The sequence below is a fragment of the Lysobacter sp. Soil_C_15 genome (assembly GCF_057657315.1).
This window is the reverse complement of sequence record NZ_JBDGIR010000005.1, coordinates 206,978-224,697: the sequence shown is the minus strand read 5'-3', so window position 1 is coordinate 224,697 and position 17,720 is coordinate 206,978. Positions and strand designations below refer to the sequence as shown.

Annotated in this window: 21 protein-coding genes and 2 tRNA genes; 9 read left to right on the top strand and 14 right to left on the bottom strand. The window is 70.6% G+C overall.

The features are described from left to right. Nucleotides 1-89 precede the first annotated feature (89 nt). On the top strand, nucleotides 90-866 hold the full coding sequence (locus tag AC3A57_RS13810) for a hypothetical protein (protein ID WP_487579430.1): 777 nt from the start codon (nucleotides 90-92) through the stop codon (nucleotides 864-866). 114 nt (nucleotides 867-980) lie between these two features. Then, entirely contained in the window at nucleotides 981-1,238 is a 258-nt protein-coding gene (locus AC3A57_RS13805; RefSeq protein ID WP_487579429.1) for a hypothetical protein, read from the top strand. Nucleotides 1,239-1,275: 37 nt separating this feature from the next. Here the strand turns inward: AC3A57_RS13805 and AC3A57_RS13800 are convergent, their stop codons facing one another. Next, nucleotides 1,276-3,789: an ABC transporter permease gene (locus AC3A57_RS13800; protein ID WP_487579428.1), complete on the bottom strand. Its 2,514-nt coding sequence runs from the start codon at nucleotides 3,787-3,789 to the stop codon at nucleotides 1,276-1,278. Then, entirely contained in the window at nucleotides 3,786-4,550 is a 765-nt protein-coding gene (locus AC3A57_RS13795; protein ID WP_487579427.1) for an ABC transporter ATP-binding protein, read from the bottom strand. Before AC3A57_RS13795 ends, AC3A57_RS13800 begins: the two co-directional genes overlap by 4 nt. An 86-nt stretch (nucleotides 4,551-4,636) precedes the next feature. Here AC3A57_RS13795 and AC3A57_RS13790 point away from each other — a divergent pair, with 86 nt between their 5' ends. After that, nucleotides 4,637-5,356, top strand: coding sequence for an arylesterase (locus AC3A57_RS13790; RefSeq protein WP_487579426.1), 720 nt, complete (start codon nucleotides 4,637-4,639; stop codon nucleotides 5,354-5,356). Nucleotides 5,357-5,393: 37 nt separating this feature from the next. Here the strand turns inward: AC3A57_RS13790 and AC3A57_RS13785 are convergent, their stop codons facing one another. From AC3A57_RS13785 to AC3A57_RS13755, 7 genes are all read right to left on the bottom strand, one after another. Next, complete coding sequence (locus AC3A57_RS13785; protein ID WP_487579425.1) at nucleotides 5,394-6,164, bottom strand: Crp/Fnr family transcriptional regulator; 771 nt, start codon at nucleotides 6,162-6,164, stop codon at nucleotides 5,394-5,396. Nucleotides 6,165-6,447: 283 nt separating this feature from the next. Beyond that, nucleotides 6,448-6,783, bottom strand: a complete 336-nt coding sequence (locus tag AC3A57_RS13780; protein WP_221671198.1) for a RebB family R body protein — start codon at nucleotides 6,781-6,783, stop codon at nucleotides 6,448-6,450. 113 nt (nucleotides 6,784-6,896) lie between these two features. Next, on the bottom strand, nucleotides 6,897-7,217 hold the full coding sequence (locus tag AC3A57_RS13775) for a RebB family R body protein (RefSeq protein ID WP_064747070.1): 321 nt from the start codon (nucleotides 7,215-7,217) through the stop codon (nucleotides 6,897-6,899). 78 nt (nucleotides 7,218-7,295) lie between these two features. Beyond that, nucleotides 7,296-8,012, bottom strand: a complete 717-nt coding sequence (locus AC3A57_RS13770; protein WP_487579424.1) for a hypothetical protein — start codon at nucleotides 8,010-8,012, stop codon at nucleotides 7,296-7,298. Beyond that, entirely contained in the window at nucleotides 8,012-8,239 is a 228-nt protein-coding gene (locus tag AC3A57_RS13765) for a hypothetical protein (protein ID WP_487579423.1), read from the bottom strand. The genes AC3A57_RS13770 and AC3A57_RS13765 overlap by 1 nt, the downstream gene beginning before the upstream one ends. Before the next feature lie 48 nt (nucleotides 8,240-8,287). Continuing rightward, nucleotides 8,288-10,507: a hypothetical protein gene (locus tag AC3A57_RS13760; protein ID WP_487579422.1), complete on the bottom strand. Its 2,220-nt coding sequence runs from the start codon at nucleotides 10,505-10,507 to the stop codon at nucleotides 8,288-8,290. Between the two features lie 33 nt (nucleotides 10,508-10,540). Then, nucleotides 10,541-10,999, bottom strand: coding sequence for a hypothetical protein (locus AC3A57_RS13755; protein WP_487579421.1), 459 nt, complete (start codon nucleotides 10,997-10,999; stop codon nucleotides 10,541-10,543). Between AC3A57_RS13755 and AC3A57_RS13750 the strand changes: the two genes are divergently transcribed. Further along, nucleotides 10,998-11,522, top strand: coding sequence for a hypothetical protein (locus AC3A57_RS13750; RefSeq protein WP_487579420.1), 525 nt, complete (start codon nucleotides 10,998-11,000; stop codon nucleotides 11,520-11,522). The genes AC3A57_RS13755 and AC3A57_RS13750 overlap by 2 nt on opposite strands. Here AC3A57_RS13750 and AC3A57_RS13745 read toward each other — a convergent pair. From AC3A57_RS13745 to AC3A57_RS13730, 4 genes are all read right to left on the bottom strand, one after another. After that, nucleotides 11,497-11,736 carry a RebB family R body protein gene (locus AC3A57_RS13745; RefSeq protein ID WP_221671192.1) on the bottom strand — a complete coding sequence of 80 codons (240 nt, stop codon included), beginning with the start codon at nucleotides 11,734-11,736 and terminating at the stop codon, nucleotides 11,497-11,499. The genes AC3A57_RS13750 and AC3A57_RS13745 overlap by 26 nt on opposite strands. 146 nt (nucleotides 11,737-11,882) lie before the next feature. Further along, nucleotides 11,883-12,437, bottom strand: coding sequence for an RNA polymerase sigma factor (locus AC3A57_RS13740; RefSeq protein WP_487579419.1), 555 nt, complete (start codon nucleotides 12,435-12,437; stop codon nucleotides 11,883-11,885). Between the two features lie 307 nt (nucleotides 12,438-12,744). Continuing rightward, on the bottom strand, nucleotides 12,745-13,230 hold the full coding sequence (locus tag AC3A57_RS13735) for a hypothetical protein (RefSeq protein ID WP_487579418.1): 486 nt from the start codon (nucleotides 13,228-13,230) through the stop codon (nucleotides 12,745-12,747). Beyond that, nucleotides 13,227-13,817 (bottom strand): RNA polymerase sigma factor, encoded by a 591-nt coding sequence (locus tag AC3A57_RS13730; RefSeq protein WP_487579417.1) that lies wholly within the window; start codon nucleotides 13,815-13,817, stop codon nucleotides 13,227-13,229. Before AC3A57_RS13730 ends, AC3A57_RS13735 begins: the two co-directional genes overlap by 4 nt. A gap of 187 nt (nucleotides 13,818-14,004) precedes the next feature. On the opposite strand from AC3A57_RS13730, the gene AC3A57_RS13725 reads away from it, so the two are divergent. Beyond that, a complete protein-coding gene (locus AC3A57_RS13725) occupies nucleotides 14,005-14,331 on the top strand; it encodes a hypothetical protein (protein WP_487579416.1) in 327 nt (108 codons plus the stop codon). Between the two features lie 121 nt (nucleotides 14,332-14,452). Continuing rightward, complete coding sequence (locus AC3A57_RS13720; RefSeq protein WP_487579415.1) at nucleotides 14,453-15,445, top strand: polysaccharide deacetylase family protein; 993 nt, start codon at nucleotides 14,453-14,455, stop codon at nucleotides 15,443-15,445. Between the two features lie 14 nt (nucleotides 15,446-15,459). Here the strand turns inward: AC3A57_RS13720 and AC3A57_RS13715 are convergent, their stop codons facing one another. Further along, nucleotides 15,460-15,894 carry an Lrp/AsnC family transcriptional regulator gene (locus AC3A57_RS13715; RefSeq protein WP_487579414.1) on the bottom strand — a complete coding sequence of 145 codons (435 nt, stop codon included), beginning with the start codon at nucleotides 15,892-15,894 and terminating at the stop codon, nucleotides 15,460-15,462. A 126-nt stretch (nucleotides 15,895-16,020) separates the two neighbouring features. On the opposite strand from AC3A57_RS13715, the gene AC3A57_RS13710 reads away from it, so the two are divergent. From AC3A57_RS13710 to AC3A57_RS13700, 3 genes are all read left to right on the top strand, one after another. Beyond that, on the top strand, nucleotides 16,021-16,617 hold the full coding sequence (locus AC3A57_RS13710) for a cysteine hydrolase family protein (protein ID WP_487579413.1): 597 nt from the start codon (nucleotides 16,021-16,023) through the stop codon (nucleotides 16,615-16,617). A 774-nt stretch (nucleotides 16,618-17,391) separates the two neighbouring features. Next, nucleotides 17,392-17,461 (top strand) — tRNA-Cys (locus AC3A57_RS13705). A 3-nt stretch (nucleotides 17,462-17,464) separates the two neighbouring features. Then, a tRNA-Pro gene (locus AC3A57_RS13700) sits at nucleotides 17,465-17,537 on the top strand. Nucleotides 17,538-17,720: the final 183 nt, after the last annotated feature.

The window sequence follows — 17,720 nt, the reverse complement described above, 5'->3', positions numbered from 1 at the left end:
GTCTCGTGAGCGAAGTTGAGCGGTCATCGCAAGGATTTTACGCGGCCCCGGGCTAGGGTGTCGGCACCGGATCGAGAGAAGGCCCGCACATGCGCCTGCCCGTCGTCGTCGCCGCGGCCCTGATGCCGGTCGTGGCTTGGTTCTCGCAACGCGGCGCCTTCGGCCCCGACAACGGTAGCCTGTCCGACCGCTACCCCACTTTGCTGGTCGCGGCCGGTTATGCGTTCTCGATCTGGGGCGCGATCTTCCTGTTCGACCTGCTGTTCGCGCTGTGGCAGGCGCGCCGCCGCTACCGCGACGACCCCACCCTGGTCCGGATGCGGCCCGCGGTCGCGGCCGGTTTCACCCTGACCGCACTGTGGATGCCGGTGTTCTCGCAGCAGTGGTTCTGGCTCGCGCTGGCGATCATCTGGCTGGCCCTGGCCTGCCTGGCCTGGGCCGCGCTGCGGCTGGCGCGCGACACCGAACCGCTGCCGGCGCAGGCGTGGTGGGCCAAGCTGCCGGTCTCGCTGCACGCCGGCTGGCTGTCGCTGGCGGCATTTCTGAACACCGCCCAGACGATCGTCGCCTATCGGCTGCTGCCGACCGAACGCATGCTGGGCTGGAGCCTGGCCCTGCTGGCGGCGATGGCGCTGCTGTTGGGCGCGCTCAACGCGCGCATGCGCGGCAATCCCGGTTATGTCTTCGCCGCGCTGTGGGGGCTGGCCGGGGTCTATTTCGAGCAATCGGCCTCGGCGCGGCCCGGGGCGATGCTGGTGGCCTGGCTGGCGCTCGCGCTGGGCCTCGGCTTGCTCGTTCAGACCGTCTGGCTGCGCGCGCGCCTGCGCCGCAAGCTGTTCTCCGGCCATCTGACGCCCGGCGACTGAGCCGTCTCGGCGCCGCCTGCGCCGCTTTGCGTTCTTTGCACGGCGGCTTCATCGCCCGCCAACGTCAGCCCCGGGAGGATCGAGCCACGGCCCAGCACACAGGAGACCCGCGCGATGCGAGCCCTCTTCGTCGGCGGTACCGTCGACAACAGCGAACTCGATCTGGAAGGCGGCGTGCCGCCGCAGCATTACCCGCCCAACACCGGCAGCGGCGCCTCGCGCTATCGCCTGCACCACATCGGCCGCCGCGACAGCGCCACCGTGTATGCGGTCTACGCCGCACCCGACCTCGCCGACGGCGAAGTCGAGCGGGTCGCCGAAGAGCGCGGCTACGCGCGCCGCTTCCAGGCCGAGCCGCAACTCAGCGCCTGAACGCCCGCGGGCGCCGCAGCCTGCGGCGCCCGCCGGTTCAGCCCTGCAGTTCGCGCAAAGTCACCGACGGCGGCGCGTCGAGCACGCGCCGGGTCGCGAACAGGCCGGCCAGCAGCGCCGCGAGCACGCCGGCGCCGGCGCCGGCCGCGGCCATGCGCCCATCGAACTGCCACGGCAGATCGAACACCTGCACCGCGACCACCCCGGCCAGCACCGAGGCCGCGATCGCCGCGGTCAGTCCCGACAACAGGCCGATCGCGGCGAACTCCGAGGCCTGGGCCAGGCGCAACTGGCGGCGGCTGCCGCCGAGCACGCGCATCACCCCGCCTTCGAGCAGGCGCTCGTCCTGGCTGGCGCTGACCGCGGCCATCAGCACCAGCAGGCCGGCGGCGAGCGAGAAGTAGAACACCACCTCGACCACGGTCGAGACCTGGTCGGCGGTGTTGCGCACCTGCTTGAGCACCTGCTCGATGTCGATCACCGACAGGTTCGGGAAGCGCTCGACCAGTTCGGAGGTGAAGCGGGTCCGCGCCGGCGGAACGCTGATCGCGGTGATGTAGCTGGCCGCGTAACCGTCCATCGAGCCCGGCGAGGCGATCACGAAGAAGTTCGGCCGGAAACTTTCCCAGTCGACCTTGCGCAGGCTGGTGATGCGCGCCTCGAACAACTGTCCGGCGACGTCGAACGCGACCGTGTCGCCGACCTTCCAGCCCAGCGTCTCGGCGAAGCTTTCCTCGACCGACACCTCCGGCGCGGCCAGCCGCTGCGGCGCCCAGAACCTGCCGTCGACGATCTTGTTGTCGGCGCGCAGGCGTTCGGCCACCGACAGATTGAATTCGCGCTCGGCCAGTTGCTTGGCGCGGTCCCCGCGGTCGGCGTAGTCGGCGCCGGTGACCGGCTTGCCGTTGTGCTCGGTCAGGCGGGCGCGGATCATCGGAAACATCGTCGGCGCCGCCAGTCCCTGGTCGGCGACGAAGCGGCGCAGGTCGGCGACCTGGTCCTGTTGCACGTTGATGATGAAGCGGTTCGGGGCATCGGCCGACAGGGCCAGTTGCCAGCGGTCGAGCAGATCGGTGCGGACGAAGGTCAGCAGCAGCAGCGCCATCAGCCCCAGGCCCAGGGCCGAGATCTGGGCGATGCTGGTGCCGGCGCGGCGGCTGACGTTGGCCAGGCCGTAGCGCAGGCTGCCGCGCAGGCGCGAACGCAACCGGCGCACCACCACGATCAAGCCCCAGGCCAGCAGCGCCAGCACCGCCAAGGTCGCGGCGATGCCGCCGAGCATGGCCGCGCCGAGGGCGGCCGAACCGGCTTTCCACCACAGCAGGCCGCCGAGGCCGAGCAGGCCGGCGATCGCGACCAGCCAGGCGCTGGGCTCGGTCGGGTCGAGGTCGCGGCGCAGCACGCGCAAAGCCGGCACCCGGCGCAGCGCCAGTACCGGCGGCGCGCCGAACGCGAGCAGCACCACCAGGCCCACGCCCAGGCCCTGCAGCGCCGGCAGCCAGCCGGCGCCCGGGATCGACATCTTCAGCGCCTGCTCCAGCCAGCCGCCGATCGCCCATTGCAAGGCGAACGCCAGGCCGACCCCGATCGCGCTGGCGATCAGGCCCAGCAGCAGCATTTCGCCGACATGGATGCCGACCAGGCGACGCTGGCTGGCGCCGAGGCAACGCATCACCGCGGTGCCGGACAGATGGCGTTCGCTGTGCCGGCGCGCGGCCATCGCCACGGCGACCGCCGCCAACACCACCGATACCAGCGCGGCCAGGCCGAGGAAGCGGCCGGCGCGGTCCAGTGCCGAGCGCACTTCCGGGCGCGCGTCGGCGATCGTCTCCAGGCGCTGACCGCGACCGAGCGCGGGCTTGGCCGCGGCGACGAAGCGCTCGACCGCGCCGGGCGCGCCGGCCACCACCAGGCGGTAGCGGATCCGGCTGCCGGGCTGGATCAACCCGGTCGACGGCAAATCGGCCAGGTTGAGGAACACCTTGGGCGCGATATTGAAGTAGTCCAGCGACGCGTCCGGCTCCTGGGTCACCAGCGCCGCCAGGCGCAGGCGCGTATCGCCGATCGCGATCTGCTGGCCGACCTGCGCGCCGAGGGTGTCGGCGCCGGCGCGGCTCATCCACACCGTACCGCGCGCCGGCACGCCGTCGGCGTCGCGCTCGACGCCGCCGGCGCGCTCGGCGATGCGGAAACTGCCGCGCAGAGGGAAGCCCTGGCCGAGCGCGCGCAGGTCGCCGAGCTGCAGGCGCTCGCCGACCCGGATCATGGTCTGCAGTTCGGTGGCTTCGGCGCGGCGCAGCGCCGGCGCATTCGCAGCTGCGCGCAGCTTGCCGGCGATCGGCTGGTCGGCGCGGATCACCGCGTCGCCGCCGAGCAGGCGATTGGCCTCGATCGCCAACGCGCGCTCGGCGCGGTCGGTGACGAAGCCGACCGCGGTCACCGCCAGCACCGCGACGATCAGCGCGGTCAGCAGGATGCGCACGTCGCCGGCCTTGAGGTCGCGGCGCAGTTGCCGCCAGGCCATCGCCAGGGTGGTGGCGGCGCCGTTCATCCCTGCACCAGCCGGCCGCTGTCCAGGCGCAGGCGGCGGCGGCAGCGCGCGGCCAGGTGATCGTCGTGGGTCACCAGCACCAGGGTGGTGCCGGCATCGGCGTTGAGCTCGAACAGCAGTTCGATGATCGCCTGGCCGGTGTGGGTGTCGAGATTGCCCGTGGGTTCATCGGCGAACAGCAGCGACGGCCGGGTGACGAAGGCGCGCGCCAGGGCCACGCGCTGTTGTTCGCCGCCGGACAGTTGGCGCGGATAGTGATCCAGGCGCTGGCCGAGCCCGACCTTGGCCAGGATCGCCTGCGCCGGCGCGCGCGCGTCGCGATCGCCGCGCAGCTCCAGCGGCAGCATCACGTTCTCCAGCGCGGTCAGCGAGGGCAGCAGTTGGAAACTCTGGAACACGAAGCCGACCTTTTCGCTGCGCACCCGCGCGCGGCCGTCCTCGTCCAACGCGGAGATCGCCTCGCCGTCGAGCAGCACCCGGCCGCTGCTGGGCGAATCCAGCCCGGCCATCAGCGACAGCAAGGTGCTCTTGCCCGAACCCGAGGCGCCGACGATCGCCACGCTGTCGCCCTTGGCGATCGAAAAGCCGATCGCGTCGAGGATGGTCAGCTCGCCCGAAGGCAGGCTCACGGTCTTGCCCAGCCGCTCGACCTGCAAGGTCGGCGTGGCCGCGCGCGCGGCGGCGTCTTCGGCCGCGTCAGCGTCGGCGCTTTTGGCGATGGAATCGGCCATGATCGTATCGGCCAGGTGGGAAGCTGCCATGATCGCCCTTATGTTTGCCCTTGCGGTCGCCTCGCCGCATCTTCGGGAGACGTTATTAAATGATTCTTAAGAACCCTGTCGGGTCCATGAAGTCACGGTCCAGGCAACGATATGCGGGATCGGGCCGCCGCGTTCAATGGCCGCGCGCCCTGACCGCCGCGCTGCTCGCGGTCGGCCTGGCCGCGGCTGGCCTGCCCGCGGTGGGGATGGCCCAGCCCGCGCCGCGCGCGGCGGCCGCCGCGCCGGCGGCCAAGGCCGCGCGCAGCGTGCTGGTGATGGGCGATTCGCTGTCCGCCGGCTACGGCCTGGCCGCGTCGCAGGGCTGGGTCGCGCTGACCGCCGAGCGCGTCGCCCGCAGCCGTCCGGGCTGGAAAGTGGTCAACGCCAGCGTCAGCGGCGAGACCACCGCCGGCGGTGCGGCGCGCATCGCCGGCGAACTGCAGCGCAACCGTCCGTCGGTGGTGGTGATCGAGCTGGGCGCCAACGACGGCCTGCGCGGCCTGCAACTGGCGCAAAGCCGGGCCAACCTGGAACGGATGATCCTCGCCGCCAAGGCCGCCAAGGCCCAGGTGCTGCTGATCGGCATGCGCATGCCGCCCAATCTGGGCAAGGAATACACCGCCGGCTTCGAGCGCAACTACCGCGAACTGTCGCGCCTGCACGGCACCGCGCTGCTGCCGTTCCTGCTCGAGCCGATCGCGCTCGACCGCAACGCCTTCCAGGCCGACAACCTGCATCCGATCGCCAGCGCCCAGCCCAAACTGCGCGACCACGTCTGGACCGTGCTGGGACCGATGCTGAAGTGAGCCGGAGCGAGTCGGCGGCCGGCGCGGCGCAGCCGCGTCAGGCGCTGCGCCGCGAGACCGCCGAGCGCGCGCGCGGCTGCGCCGGGCGCTCGGTTTCGCGGCCGAGATAGGCCTTGCAGCGGAACTGGTCGATGTCGTTGATGCGCAAAATGTTGCGCTTGCGGCTGACCAGGCCGCTGCGGTGCCAGGTCTGCAATTGCGCGTTCAACTTCGGCCGGCTGGCGTTGACCATCGCCGCCAGGATGCTCTGGGTCGGCGGCAAGGCGACTTCGAAGTCCTCGCCGCGCGAATGCGGCTGGGTGCGCATCAGCGACAGCAGATAGCGCGCCAGGCGCGATTCGAGCCGGTGCAGGCACATGGTTTCCAGGCTCTCGACCGCGTGGCGCAGGCGCAGGCACAGCGAGGCGTGGGCGCGCTCGAGCACCATCGCATCGGCGGTCAGCAGCGGAAAGTGACGGCGCGCCAGCAGCAGCACCCGGGTCGGGCTGTAGGCCACCGCGGTGAAGGTGTGCGGATGCGCATCCAGCAGCGGCGTCTCGTCGACGGTCTCGCCGCTTTCGATCGTATCGACGATCAGCTCCTGCCCGTCCGGCCCGTACAGCAGCTTGTAGATGCGGCCATGGACGATGAAGGCGAGGAAGTCGCTGGGATCGTTCTTGAAGAACAGCGCGTGTCCTTCTTCCAAGTTGACTTCGCTGGCGTGGCGGGCGATCTGGTCGAGCAGCGCCGGCGGCAAGCCGCGCAGCAGGCTGCAGCGATCCAGTCCCCAGCGCCTGCGCCGGACCGCGACGCCGTCGTCGGCGCTCATGCCCATAGCGGGTACCGCGCGGCCGTCGATGCGGCCACGAGACGGCCGCGGCAGCGGCCGGTTGCGGATTCCATAACGCCCCCCTTGGTGTTTCGTCTGCCTTCGACGCCCGCAGCGAGGACGTCATACGGCGGCCGGGACTGAGCGATCGAAGCCCAGCGATGGAAGCTGGACGACGCAGGCCCGGCGATCGGCTCGGCGTCGCCGCGGCGCGCGCCTGCGCGCCGGTGCGGGAGCCGTAACGATGCCGGCGCCGTAGCGGACCGGCATCGCTTGGCGCTGCTTACGAGCCGTACGGCGACTTGAACGCCTTCAGCACGGTCATCAGGCTGGTCAGGTTGTCGGCCACGCCGGTCTGGGCGATCTTCTCGGTCGCGCCCGCGGCGGCGGTGGTATCGACGGTGTAGATCTGCATCACGCCCTGGTTGGCGGCGGCCTGCGACAGCGAGTTCTGCTGCTGCTGCGCCGACACCGCGTTCTCGAACAGGATGCTGGTGGAGTGCGCGGCGGCCTGGAACATCGAGCCCATCGCGAAGGCCGGCGCTTCGCCGACGACCTTGACGTTGGACTGGGTGACGGCGTCGGTGATCTGATTGTTGACTGCGGTAGGGTAAGCCATAACAAGGTCCTCGATTGGCGATTAGCGAAAAACGGATCGGACGCGGACGCCGGCGGCAGCGGAACTTCCTGACCGGCGCCCAGCGGCCGATCTAAACGGTCGGACCGTTCGGCTTACTTGAACGCGTTGAGCACGGTCAGCAGGCTGGTCAGGTTGTCGGACACGCCGGTCTGGGCGACCTTCTCGGTGGCGCCGGCGGCGGCGGTGGTGTCGACGGTGTAGATCTGCATCACGCCCTGGTTGGTCGCGGCCTGCGACAGCGTGTTCTGCTGCTGCTGCGCCGACACCGCGTTCTCGAACAGGATGCTGGTCGAGTGCGCCATCGACTGGTAGATCGAGCCCATCGCGAAGGCGGGCGCTTCGCCGATGACCTTGACGTTGGACTGGGTGACGGCATCGGTGATTTGGTCGTTGACGGCGGTCGGGAAAGCCATGTTGAACTCCTTGAAGTGGTGTACGGCCCATGCCGTACGTTGGTTAGTAACGAAGCGTCCATCGCGTTGTGAAGCCGATCATGGCGCCGTGCCGGCGTTGTTTTGATTGTTGTTCGGATCGGGTTTCGCGGCGTTTTTCGCGGCGCCGCCTTGGTTTTCCGGCCCGGATCGCGACGGCTCCGAGGGATCGGAATCTGCTTGCCCCGGCAGCAGTCCCTTGCTGCGCGCGGCTTCGATGACGGATTGCAGCTGCTGCGCCAGCGGCGCGAACTGCTGCTGGAAGCAGGTGTCGACTTCGGCCCGGATCAGCCGTTGCAACTGATGCGCGAACTGCGCCAGCGGCGGCTGCACCGACTCGTCGCCGACCCGCGGCTTGGGCAGGCGCAGGTCTTCCAGCGAGGTGGCGCGCTCGACCGCGCCGAGGATGTTGGCTTCGGCTTCGCGTTCGGATTGGGTCGCGCTGCGCACCGTGTCCTGGGTGCGGGCGAGGCCTTGCTGGATCACTTTCTGGATCCGTTCGCGGCCGGCGTCGACTACGCTGACCGCCTTGGCCTGCACGGCCGTGGCGGAATCCGGCGCGCGCGTCTGCGCTGCGCCGGAGGCGTTCGACGCGCTCAGCAGGGCCGCGACCTGGCGGCATTTCTCCGGATCGAGTTGCAAGTCGAACCACTTCTGCGCGAACACGCCGATCTGGCGATCCAGCTCGCCCGGCGTCTCGGCGACCGGCGCGGGCGCGGCGGCGGGCGCGGCCGGCGGCGGCGCGGGCGGCTGCGCGGTCTGCTCGGTACGCGCCATCAGTGCAGCCCCAGTTGCGTGGCCAGCCGTCCCAGCGTCGCGCGCATCTCGGGCTGGCGCAGCCGCGCGCACACCGCGTCGGCCAGCCTCGCATCGTCCGACCCTGCATCGGCCTGGTCCGCCGCGGCCGGCGACGGCGCGCGCTCCGGCGCTGCCGCGGCCGGCGCGCGCGGATCGAACAGCCCCTCCAGTTCCATGTGCAGCAGGCAGCGCAGATTCTCGTCCATGGCCAACTCCGGTCTTACAAGGGATTCGATACGCAATGCGGTTGCCGATCAGGCCGGCGCGGCATCGCGCGTGACGGTGACGACCGAGCCCGGCGCCTTGTAGCCGGCGATGGTCGCGGTGCGGGTGCGCGGGTCGGCGACGGCGGCCAACGGGCCGACGCTGGTCTGCCAGTACGCGGCGGCGACGGCGCCGACCAGTTGCTGCAGCTGCTCGCCGACCTGGCTCTGCGCGCCGGCGTCCAGCGGCACCAGCGCATAGGCCAGCAGCAGCACCGTGCGCAGGAACGCTTCCTGGACGTCGTTCTGCGCCGCGCCCTGGCCGCCGCTGGCGAGCAGGTAGGCGCGCCAGTTGATGAACAGGTTCAAGGCCCGCGCCAGGGCGGCGAACCACAGGCTGCGCAAGGCGCTGCCGCCGGCCATCGCCTCGACCAGGGCGGAGAAAGCGGCGTAGCCCTGGTCCGCGCTCAGCGCCGGGCCGATCGGCGCCAGCGCCGCCGCCAGCATCGGCTGCAGCACGCCCTGGCCCTGGCTCAACAGGTCGGCGAGCGAATCGGCGCCGCGCACCAGCTGCGTCAGGGCGTCGAGCTGCGCCGGGGCCAGCGCCTGCAATCCGAACAGCATCAGCCGGTCGCTCAGGGCCTGCAGCGCATCGGTGTCGACATAACCCAGACGGCCGCCCGGGGCCGGCTCGAAGGCATCGAAGGCGACGGCCTGCAGACGGGTGTCGAAGGCGAATAGCGGATATCGGGCGCCGAAGTAGCTTCGGCCGTCAGCGGCCGGGCCGAGGCGGAAGCCGAACGGGGCCTGGGTCGCGGCCAACGTCGCGTAGGCGCTGGCCGGCGCCGTCGCCGTACCCGCCGCAGTGGCGGAACCGGCCGGGGCCGCCGCATCGGCCCCGTCCACGCCCGGCAGCGGCCGGTCCAGCGCCTCGCACAGCGCCATGGTGTCGCGCCGGCCGGCCTGCGCGACCAGGGCGCGGCAGGGTTCGCCGTCGGCGCGGTAGCGGCGCAGGGCCAAGCCGTCGAGGCTCAGCGTGGCGTCGCGGAACAGAGCATCGAACACGCCCGCCGCGGTATCGCCGCGCTCCAGCGCTTGCGCGGCCGACACCTGGCCGGCATAGGCGCGATAGAAGCCGGCGTCCGGCAACTGCCGCGCATAGGCCATGGCATAGCCGATCGCCGAACGCTGGTCGGCGGCCACGCCGGCGCCGGCGCCGCAATCCACCCGGTTGCACAATTGCAACGCACGCGCTCCGGCGGCGCCGCCGAAGTACTGGGCCAGCGTCGCCGATTGCCGGTCGAGGAAATCCAGCCATTGGCGGTAGTCCTCGTTCCCGCCGCCGCTCAGGTCGATCCCGATCAGCTCGCTCAGGCTCGGGGCTTCGAACAGCGGCAGGATCCGGGTCCGCAATCGCTCGCCCAACGCGCCCGCCGCGCCGGGTGCGATCCGCACCAGCAGCTTGTACGCGGTCTGGCGAACGCCGTTGTAGGCCGCGACCACCGCATTGGCGGCCTCGACCTGACCGACGCCGACGCCGATCTGGGCATGCACGACGCCCTGCTGCTCCAGGCTGCGCAGGCTCATCGCGATCGATTGCAGATAGCGCTTTTCGCCCCCGGGCGTGGCGCGCAGACGGCGCAGCGCCAGCGAACGCGCGCGGCAGGCGTCTTCGAACGGCGTGTAGGCGCCGGCGTCGTAGATCCGCCGGTTGAACTCCTCCAGGGCCGGCAGCAGGGCCTGCGACGCTCGCGCCGCGCCGTCGGCCGACGCCCGCTTTTGCAAACGCTCGAGCGCGCGGCGCACGCTGCGGTACAGCACCGGGTCGGTCGCGGCCGCGCCGGCCGCCGACGCCAATCCGAGCGGCCCGGCCAAGCACTGACAAGCCACGTACAGATTCTCGGCAGCGCATTCGCCGCGCCGGTAGCGCCGGCGATCGGCGCTGGCGGCCAGCGCGGCCAGCGGGTTGCGCCGCTCCATCGAGCGCAGCGCGCCGACCAACAAGGCCAGTTGGCCGCGCGCGCGCTGCCCGCCATCGCCGCCGCCGCCGAACAGGCCGACCAGCGACAACGGCAGGCCCTGCACCACCTCGACCGTGGCCTGCACTTCGGCCTGGCTGTCCGCGTCCCGGCGGCGATAGCTCACCGGCAGGATCAGCGACGCGCTCGCGGTCGTCGCCGGCGCGTCGACCGGCAGGATCGCTTCCAGACGGCTGTAGTAGTCGAAGCGGTAGCGCGGCAATTCGATCGCGGGCAAAGCGAAGTAGGCCATGGCCGGGTCCTGTCAAGGCGGTAGGCGCGACGCCTAGCTCTTGCGGTTCTGCAGCAGCGAGGAGTACTTGGAGATGCTCTGGTCGATGCGGTCGATGGCGAAGCTGGCCGACTCGGCCTCCATCGCGCCGGACGCGGCGGCGACCGCGGCGGCGGCGCCCATCAGGATCTCGGTGGCGAGGATGCCCAGCGCGTCTTCGGCGGCCTTTTCCAACTGGCCTTCGACCAAGTCCTGGGTCAGCTGTTTCATCAGCATGCCTTGCGCCGCCAGGGTGATCTTGCTGATGCCGTCGAAGTAGCCGGCGGCCGACTGCGCGACCAGGCCCGCGGCCTGGCTGATCATCATGTCCGGCGCGGTCGCGATCTGCGACGGCGCATAGGAAGCGGTTTCGGTGTTGGTGAACTGCACCGCCTGGACGATCTGCTGGTTCAAGGCATCGGTCGGCGGCGGCGCCGCCGCGTCGGCCTGGCCGACGGCGCGATCGCGGGCCATGCTCAACGGCGACTTGGGCGCCGCGGCGGCGGAACCGGTATCGGACGTCGACCCGCCGTTGCCGCTGCCGCCGTTGCCATCGCCGCCGCCGGCGTTTCCGCTGCCATTTCCGCTACCGCTACCGCTGCCGCCATTGCCTGCGCCCGCCGGCGAACCGCTGCCGCTCGCCGCGGCACCGCTGGTGCTGGCGCCGTTGCCGGCGGCGGCAGCGCTCGCGCCATCGGCCGCTGCGGCAGCGGGGGCCGCGGCCGCCGGCGTCGCCGCCGTCCCGGTGGCTACGGCGGCCGCAGGGGCCGCTGCGTCCGCCGCAGGCGCGGACGGCGCCGCGGCGGCGGGGGTGGGCGCCGCGGCCGGCGATGCCGGTGCGGCGGCCGTCGTGGCGGCTGCGGGCGCTGCGGCCGCCGGCGGCGTCGTCTTCTTGCCGAACCATCTCATCGCTGTTCTCCCGCGTTATCGGTTCGCCACGGCGAATGCGCGCCGGATCGGCGTGGCGCGCGTCACGACTTCTCCCCGATCGACATGATCAGCGCGACCGCCTTGGACACTACCGCCGTCGAGATCTGGTTCAGGGCCTGCTGGCTGTACACCGCGTTCTGCAGCGAAAGTCCGGCCGAATGGCTGGATACCTGGTATAGCGAGGCGATCGCTTGCGCGGGCGCTTCGGCGACGACTTTTACGTTGGTCTGGGTGACTGCATCGGTGATCTGCGAATTGACGGGAGTATCGGGAGCGGCCATGAGCCTGTCCTTGATCGGTCGGTGGAGGAAACGTCTGCAGGACCGACGTCCTGAGCCGCATGACGGTGTCGCGTGGGTCTAACGGGTGGAACGCAGCCCCTGGCGGCTTGTGAAGCCGGAGGCCGCGGCTTGTCGCCGGATCGGGATCAGTCGCCGACCGCGCTGCGCAGCCGATTTCGCAGCAGTTCCACCCGCTTGCGCGCCAGGGGCTGGTTGATGCGCAGCCGCGCGGCGATTTCCGGATACGGCAGGTCGTCGATGAATCGGTAGGCGAACAGCCGGCGCTGCTCGCGGCTCATCTTCGATACCGCGACGATCACCCGGTCGAGTTGCTCGTCCAGCTCGAGCCGTTGCAGCGCCGACAGGCCGTCGTGGGCGAAGCCGGCGGCGTCGTTGTCGATGTCGCGGTTGCGGTCGAAGACTTCGCGGTCGCGGTTGCGTTGGCGCACGCTGTCGAGAAAGACATGGCGCATGACCACGAACAGGATGCCGCACGGGTCGGTGATCGTCTGCGGCGAGTTGCGCATGAACAGCCACGCCTTCATCGCGGTATTGCCGAGCAATTCCTCGGCGCGGTCGCGCTGGCCTTCGGCGAATCGCCGCGCGCGCGCTTCCAGTTCGGGCAGATTCTCGCGCCAGGCGACGGTGAACATCGCATCGGCCGCAGCGTAATCGCCCTGTTCGATTTCGTTACGTTCCATCACTCGCCTCTCCTGTGTCGAGCACGTGAGGCGAGTCTGGTTAGGGGGTCGGGGGATAGCTGTTACTTGGGTGACACGCGCCTGCCGGCTCCGGCACGGAACTGCGTACCCCGTCGCGGTACGCGATTTCCATGCCGATCGCGGTCCGCAGTCGGCGCGCATTCGAGCGCGCGTGCGCTGTGCGGCAGGCGCCGGCGCGCGCGTCCGCGCGCGTGCGGACGAAACCGTCGCGCTTCACCAAACGCTTGCGTGGCGCGGCACGGCGTGCGGCCGCACGGACGCGGACGCAGCAGATCCGCGATCGCGCTCAGGCGGCGCGGGCGGAGGCCTGGCCCCGGCCGACGCTGCGCATCGCGCCGTCCCAGCCCCAGGTCACGATGCAGCAGGCGGCCACCACCAGCCCCCAGGACAGGCTGCCGTCGGGCAGCAGGCCGGCGGCGGAGGCGAACGCCGGCAGCCATTGCGCACTGCCGAGCGCGGCCACCGCCAAGCCGGTCACCACCAGCGCGGCCAGCAGCCCCTGCTGCAGCCAGCGTTCGAGCCGGTCGTTGCCCTGCGCCGCGGCTTGCGCGCGACGCGCGACCTGCTCGGCGAAGCCGTAGGGGATCGGCTCCATCACCGGCGCGCGCAGCGCCCGGCTGAGCAGCCGGTACTGGGCCAGGCGCGGGTCGCCGGCTTCCATCGGCGCGCCGGCGCGCTCGTCGCGCATCGCCCGTTCCTGCAGCCGCCACTCGCGGGCGACGGCGGGATCGCGGTCATCGGAAGGATCGAACGGAGGCGGCGTGCGGTTCATGCGAATTCTCCCAACCGGGCTTCCAGGCGCTGGCGCAGCCGGGCCCGGGTTCGGAACAGGTGGCTTTTGATCGTACCTTCGGCGAGGCCGGTCATCGCGGCGATCTCGCCGATCGGCAGTTCTTCCAGGTGATACAGGGTCAGCAAGGTGCGTTGCAACGGCGGCAGGGCCTCGATCTCGGCGTGCAGGCCGGCGGCGATCTCTTCGTCGGCGCAGGCCGCCTCCAGGTCGAAGCCGTCGCTGACGCTTTCCAGCGGCGACGGCGCGTCCTCGTCGTCGGCGGCCTCGACGATCGGGATCCGCTTGCGCTCCAGATGGCGCTTGGCCACCGAATAGGCGACCTGGCCGATCCAGGACTTGAGCGGGCTCTCGTGCCGGTACTGGTGCAGGCACTGGTGCACGCGCAGGAACGCCTCCTGGCACAGCTCGCGGGTATCGTCCGGATGCCGGACCATGCGCTGGATGATGTGCCAGCACAGGCCCTGGTACTCGCGCACCAGGCGCTCGAACGCGCCGGGGGCGCGATCGAGCACGGCGCTCACCAGCAGGCGGTCGGGATGGTCGGGACGGTCGGGTTCGCCGGTCATCTCATCGAGGATGCGGGCATGGCGAGATCGGTTGCAGTGACTTCGATACCCGGCCAAATATGACACACGACATATTGAACACGTGACGCCGGGCGGTTCCCGGGCCGGCCGGACCGGCTGCAACCGATCCCGGCCCGGCCGTATCTCTTGCCTCGAACCCACCCGACCCACTCTGCCGAGGCGCACCATGGATCCCGAAGTCCTGATTCCGATCACCCTGTTCATCTGCATCGTCATGGCGATCAAGATCGCCGTCGAGGCGCGCTTCCGCAGCAAGCTGCTGTCCACCGGCGGCGCCGACGAGCTGCTGCGCTCGATGGCCCGCGACGAAGACCAGCGCCGCCGCCACGGCGCGCTGCGCTGGGGCATCGTCCTGGTCCTGCTGGCCGCCGCGTTCGGCATCATCGAGGGCGCCGGCTGGCGCGAGGTCACCCCGGGCATGGTCGCGGTGCTGCTCGCCGCTTGCGGCCTGGGCAACCTGGCGTACTACTTCGTCTCGCGCCGGCTGAGCTGACGCGACCGCCATCGCAAGCCAGGCGGACCGCGGTCGACACTCGCCGCGGTCTTGCCGCAGTTCGCTAGGCATGGGGCTCCGGCGCGGCGATGATCGCCGCGTCGTCCGCCGAGAACCCCGCATGCGTCCGTTTCCGTCCGCCGCGGCCCCGTGGGGCCGTGCTGCGATCCTGAGCCTGATCCTGAGTCTTGCCGCCGCGGCCAGCGCGGTCGCCGCGCCGCCGCTGGACCGGCGCATCGCCCTGACCGTCGACGACCTGCCCTGGGTGCCCTTGCCCGAGGTTCCCACCATCGAGGTCCTGCCCGGACACCGGCGCCTGGTCGCAGCGGTCGCCCGCGCCGGCGCGCCGGTGGTCGGCTTCGTCAACGAAGGCAAGCTCGAAGACCGCGGCCGGATCGATCCCGAGCGCCTGCAGATGCTGCGCGACTGGCGCGATGCCGGAGCCGAACTGGGCAACCACAGCTACGGCCATTCCGACCTGCACGCGGTCGGGCTGCAGGCCTACCAGGCCGACATCCTGCGCGGCGAGCGCCAACTCAAGGCGCTGGCGGGCGAGAAATCGCAGCCGGCGCCGCGCTGGTTCCGCCATCCCTATCTGCGCGCGGGTCGCAGCGCCGAGGACAAGGCCGCCCTGCAGGCTTTTCTCGCCGATCACGGCTACCGCATCGCCCCGGTGACGGTCGACAACGCCGACTGGATCTGGGCCGGCGCCTACCTGCGCCTGGACCAGCGCGGCGACGCCCGGCTCAAGGCGCGCCTGCGCCGCGACTACCTGCGCTACATGGGCGCCAAGCTCGACTACTACGAGCGGCAATCGATCGCCCTGCTCGGCTACAACCTGCCGCAGGTGTGGTTGATCCACGCCAACCTGCTTAACGCCGATACCTACGGCGAGCTGATCGCGATGGCGCGCAAACGCGGCTACCGTTTCGTCGGCCTCGACGAAGCGCTGCGCGACCGAGCTTACCAGCGCGCCGACGCCTACCTCGGCCCGGCCGGACCGAGCTGGCTGCACCGCTGGGCGATCGGCGAACGCAAGCCGGCGACGTTCTTCGCCGGCGAACCGGAAACCCCGGACTGGGTGTTGAACCTGGCCGGGGTGGAGTCGGAGTAGCGGCTACGAAACACTCAGCCCCGCTCCAACGCGGTGCGCAACACCGGCAGCGTGGTCACGTCGTCCACGCCCTTCAAGGCCGCGACCCGTTCGCGCAGGTCCGCCAGTTCGCCGGGTCCGACGGTTTCCACCAGCACCATCAGGTCGATCTCGCCGGCGACGCTGTGGATCGCGCGCACTTGCGGCAACGCGACCAGCGGCGGCACCACGTCGTCGCAGCTGAAGCCGTCGCCGTAACGCAGCAGCAGCCAGGCGCGCAACGGATCCCCGCCGCTGCCCAAGCGCAGCGTGTACTGGGCGATCACCCCGGCCGACTCCAGCCGCTGCAGGCGCTCCTGCACCGAACTGCGCGCCAGTCCGACCGCCTTGGCCAGGGCGACGGTCGACAGACGGGCGTTGTCCTGCAGCAGGGCGATCAGCTTGCGGTCGGTATCGTCGAGAGTCTTCATGGTCGCAATGCGGGGCGCGGTCGGAAGGCGCGTCGGCCTGGCCGGCATTTTGCCGGGTTGAGACCGGCCGGCGCGAGCGCCCACAGTGGCGTCTCGACCAACGCCGCCCCGCAGGAGAGCCGCCCGATGTCCGACCCCGCTTCCGCCGCCCTGGCTTCTGCCGCCTTCGCTACTGCCGCGATGATCCCGATCGACGTGCAGCGCGGTTTCGACTTTCCGCCCTGGGGCGCGCGCAACAACCCGGCGATGGAAGCCAACGGCCGACGCCTGCTCGCCGCCTGGCGCGAAACCGGCCGGCCGCTGATCCATGTCCGTCACGACTCGGTCCTGCCCGACTCGACCCTGCACCCCTCGCATCCGGGCAACGGCTTCCGCGACGGCTTCGAACCGCGGCCGGGCGAGCCGCTGGTGACCAAGTCGGTCAACGCCGCTTTCATCGGCACCGATCTGGACCTGCGCCTGCGCCGCCTCGGCGTCGACACGGTGGTGTTGTTCGGCATCAGCACCGACATGTGCGTATCGACCACCGCGCGGGTCGCGGCCAATCTTGGCTATCGCGTTCTGGTCGTCGGCGATGCCTGCTTCTGCTTCGACCTGGTCGACGCCGAAGGCCGGCGCATCGACGCCGACGCCGTCAGCCGCGCGCATCTGGCGACCCTGCATGCGGAATTCGCCGAAGTCGTGGATACCCAGGCGCTATTGGCGCGCCTTCGCGCGGACTGAACCGGAACGCAGCGCGGTCGAGCACGATGTCGCGCACCGGCCGCACCGACGGCCGAGTGCCGGTTCGACTCGCCGTCGACGCGGCTCGATGCTCGCCCTCGATGTGCGATGCGCATGCAGCGCCTACGTCCCAACACGCATCGCGCCTGCATTCGTCCGCTCATGCGGCGACGAACGGTATTGCATAACGAATTTCTCACGAGTATCGTGCGCCTCCATCGTCCTCGCGACGCAATCTCCAACGACCGCCTTCCCATGCTCATCCACTCCGACATCGCCATGCAGAACGCGCCGCGGCCACTGTGCCTCGGGTCGTTCGACTGCGCCTCGTCGAAGCGCGGTCGCCACCAGGAACTGCACACGCCGGATTGATCTCCCGCCCATGGGAGGTCGGTCGCCCCGATCTCCCGAGGACAGCGAACGCCCTCGGACTCCACTCCGGGGGCGTTTTCGTTTCAGCGCTCGCAAAGGGAATCACCAACAACCGCCGGAAACGGCAGGATTTCCGCCATTCCAGACGCCCCCGAAGCATCCGAGAGGAAAGGGGACAGGCCAATGAGGCGCATCAGCGCCGTGCTCCGGTGCTTCGGCACGGGCCGCGCGTAAGGAATCGCAGAACAGGGGCGCTTGCGCCCGAACGCATTGCCGCCTGGCGACAGGCGGCAATACGAAGCATCCGCAAGGCCAGGACTACAGCGGTACGGGTTCGTTCCCGTCCGGTGCGCGCGGCTGTGCCGTGGCGTATGCCGAAGTCCGCGTCGGGATGTTTCTCGTCGACGCTAGCTCAATGGTGGAGCGGGCGGCGCAAGCCGTCAGGTCATCGGTTCGAATCCGATGCGTCGTCTCTTGGATATAGCTCAGTTGGGTAGAGCGACAGCTTAGGGTGCTGTTGGTCGCGGGTTCGACTCCCGCTGTCCACCGTCCTTTCACGACGGCTTAGAAATAGGAACGAAAGTTCCGCACCAGGAAACGCCCCGAGCGGCGTTCCGCAACGCGCCGCCGGCCTGGGGCGCGCCAAGGAACGCCGCAACGGCGACGATGCCGGACCCGCGTCCTCGACGCGGTCTGCGGTACGACGCCCGCCCGCAGCGACAGGGAACGTC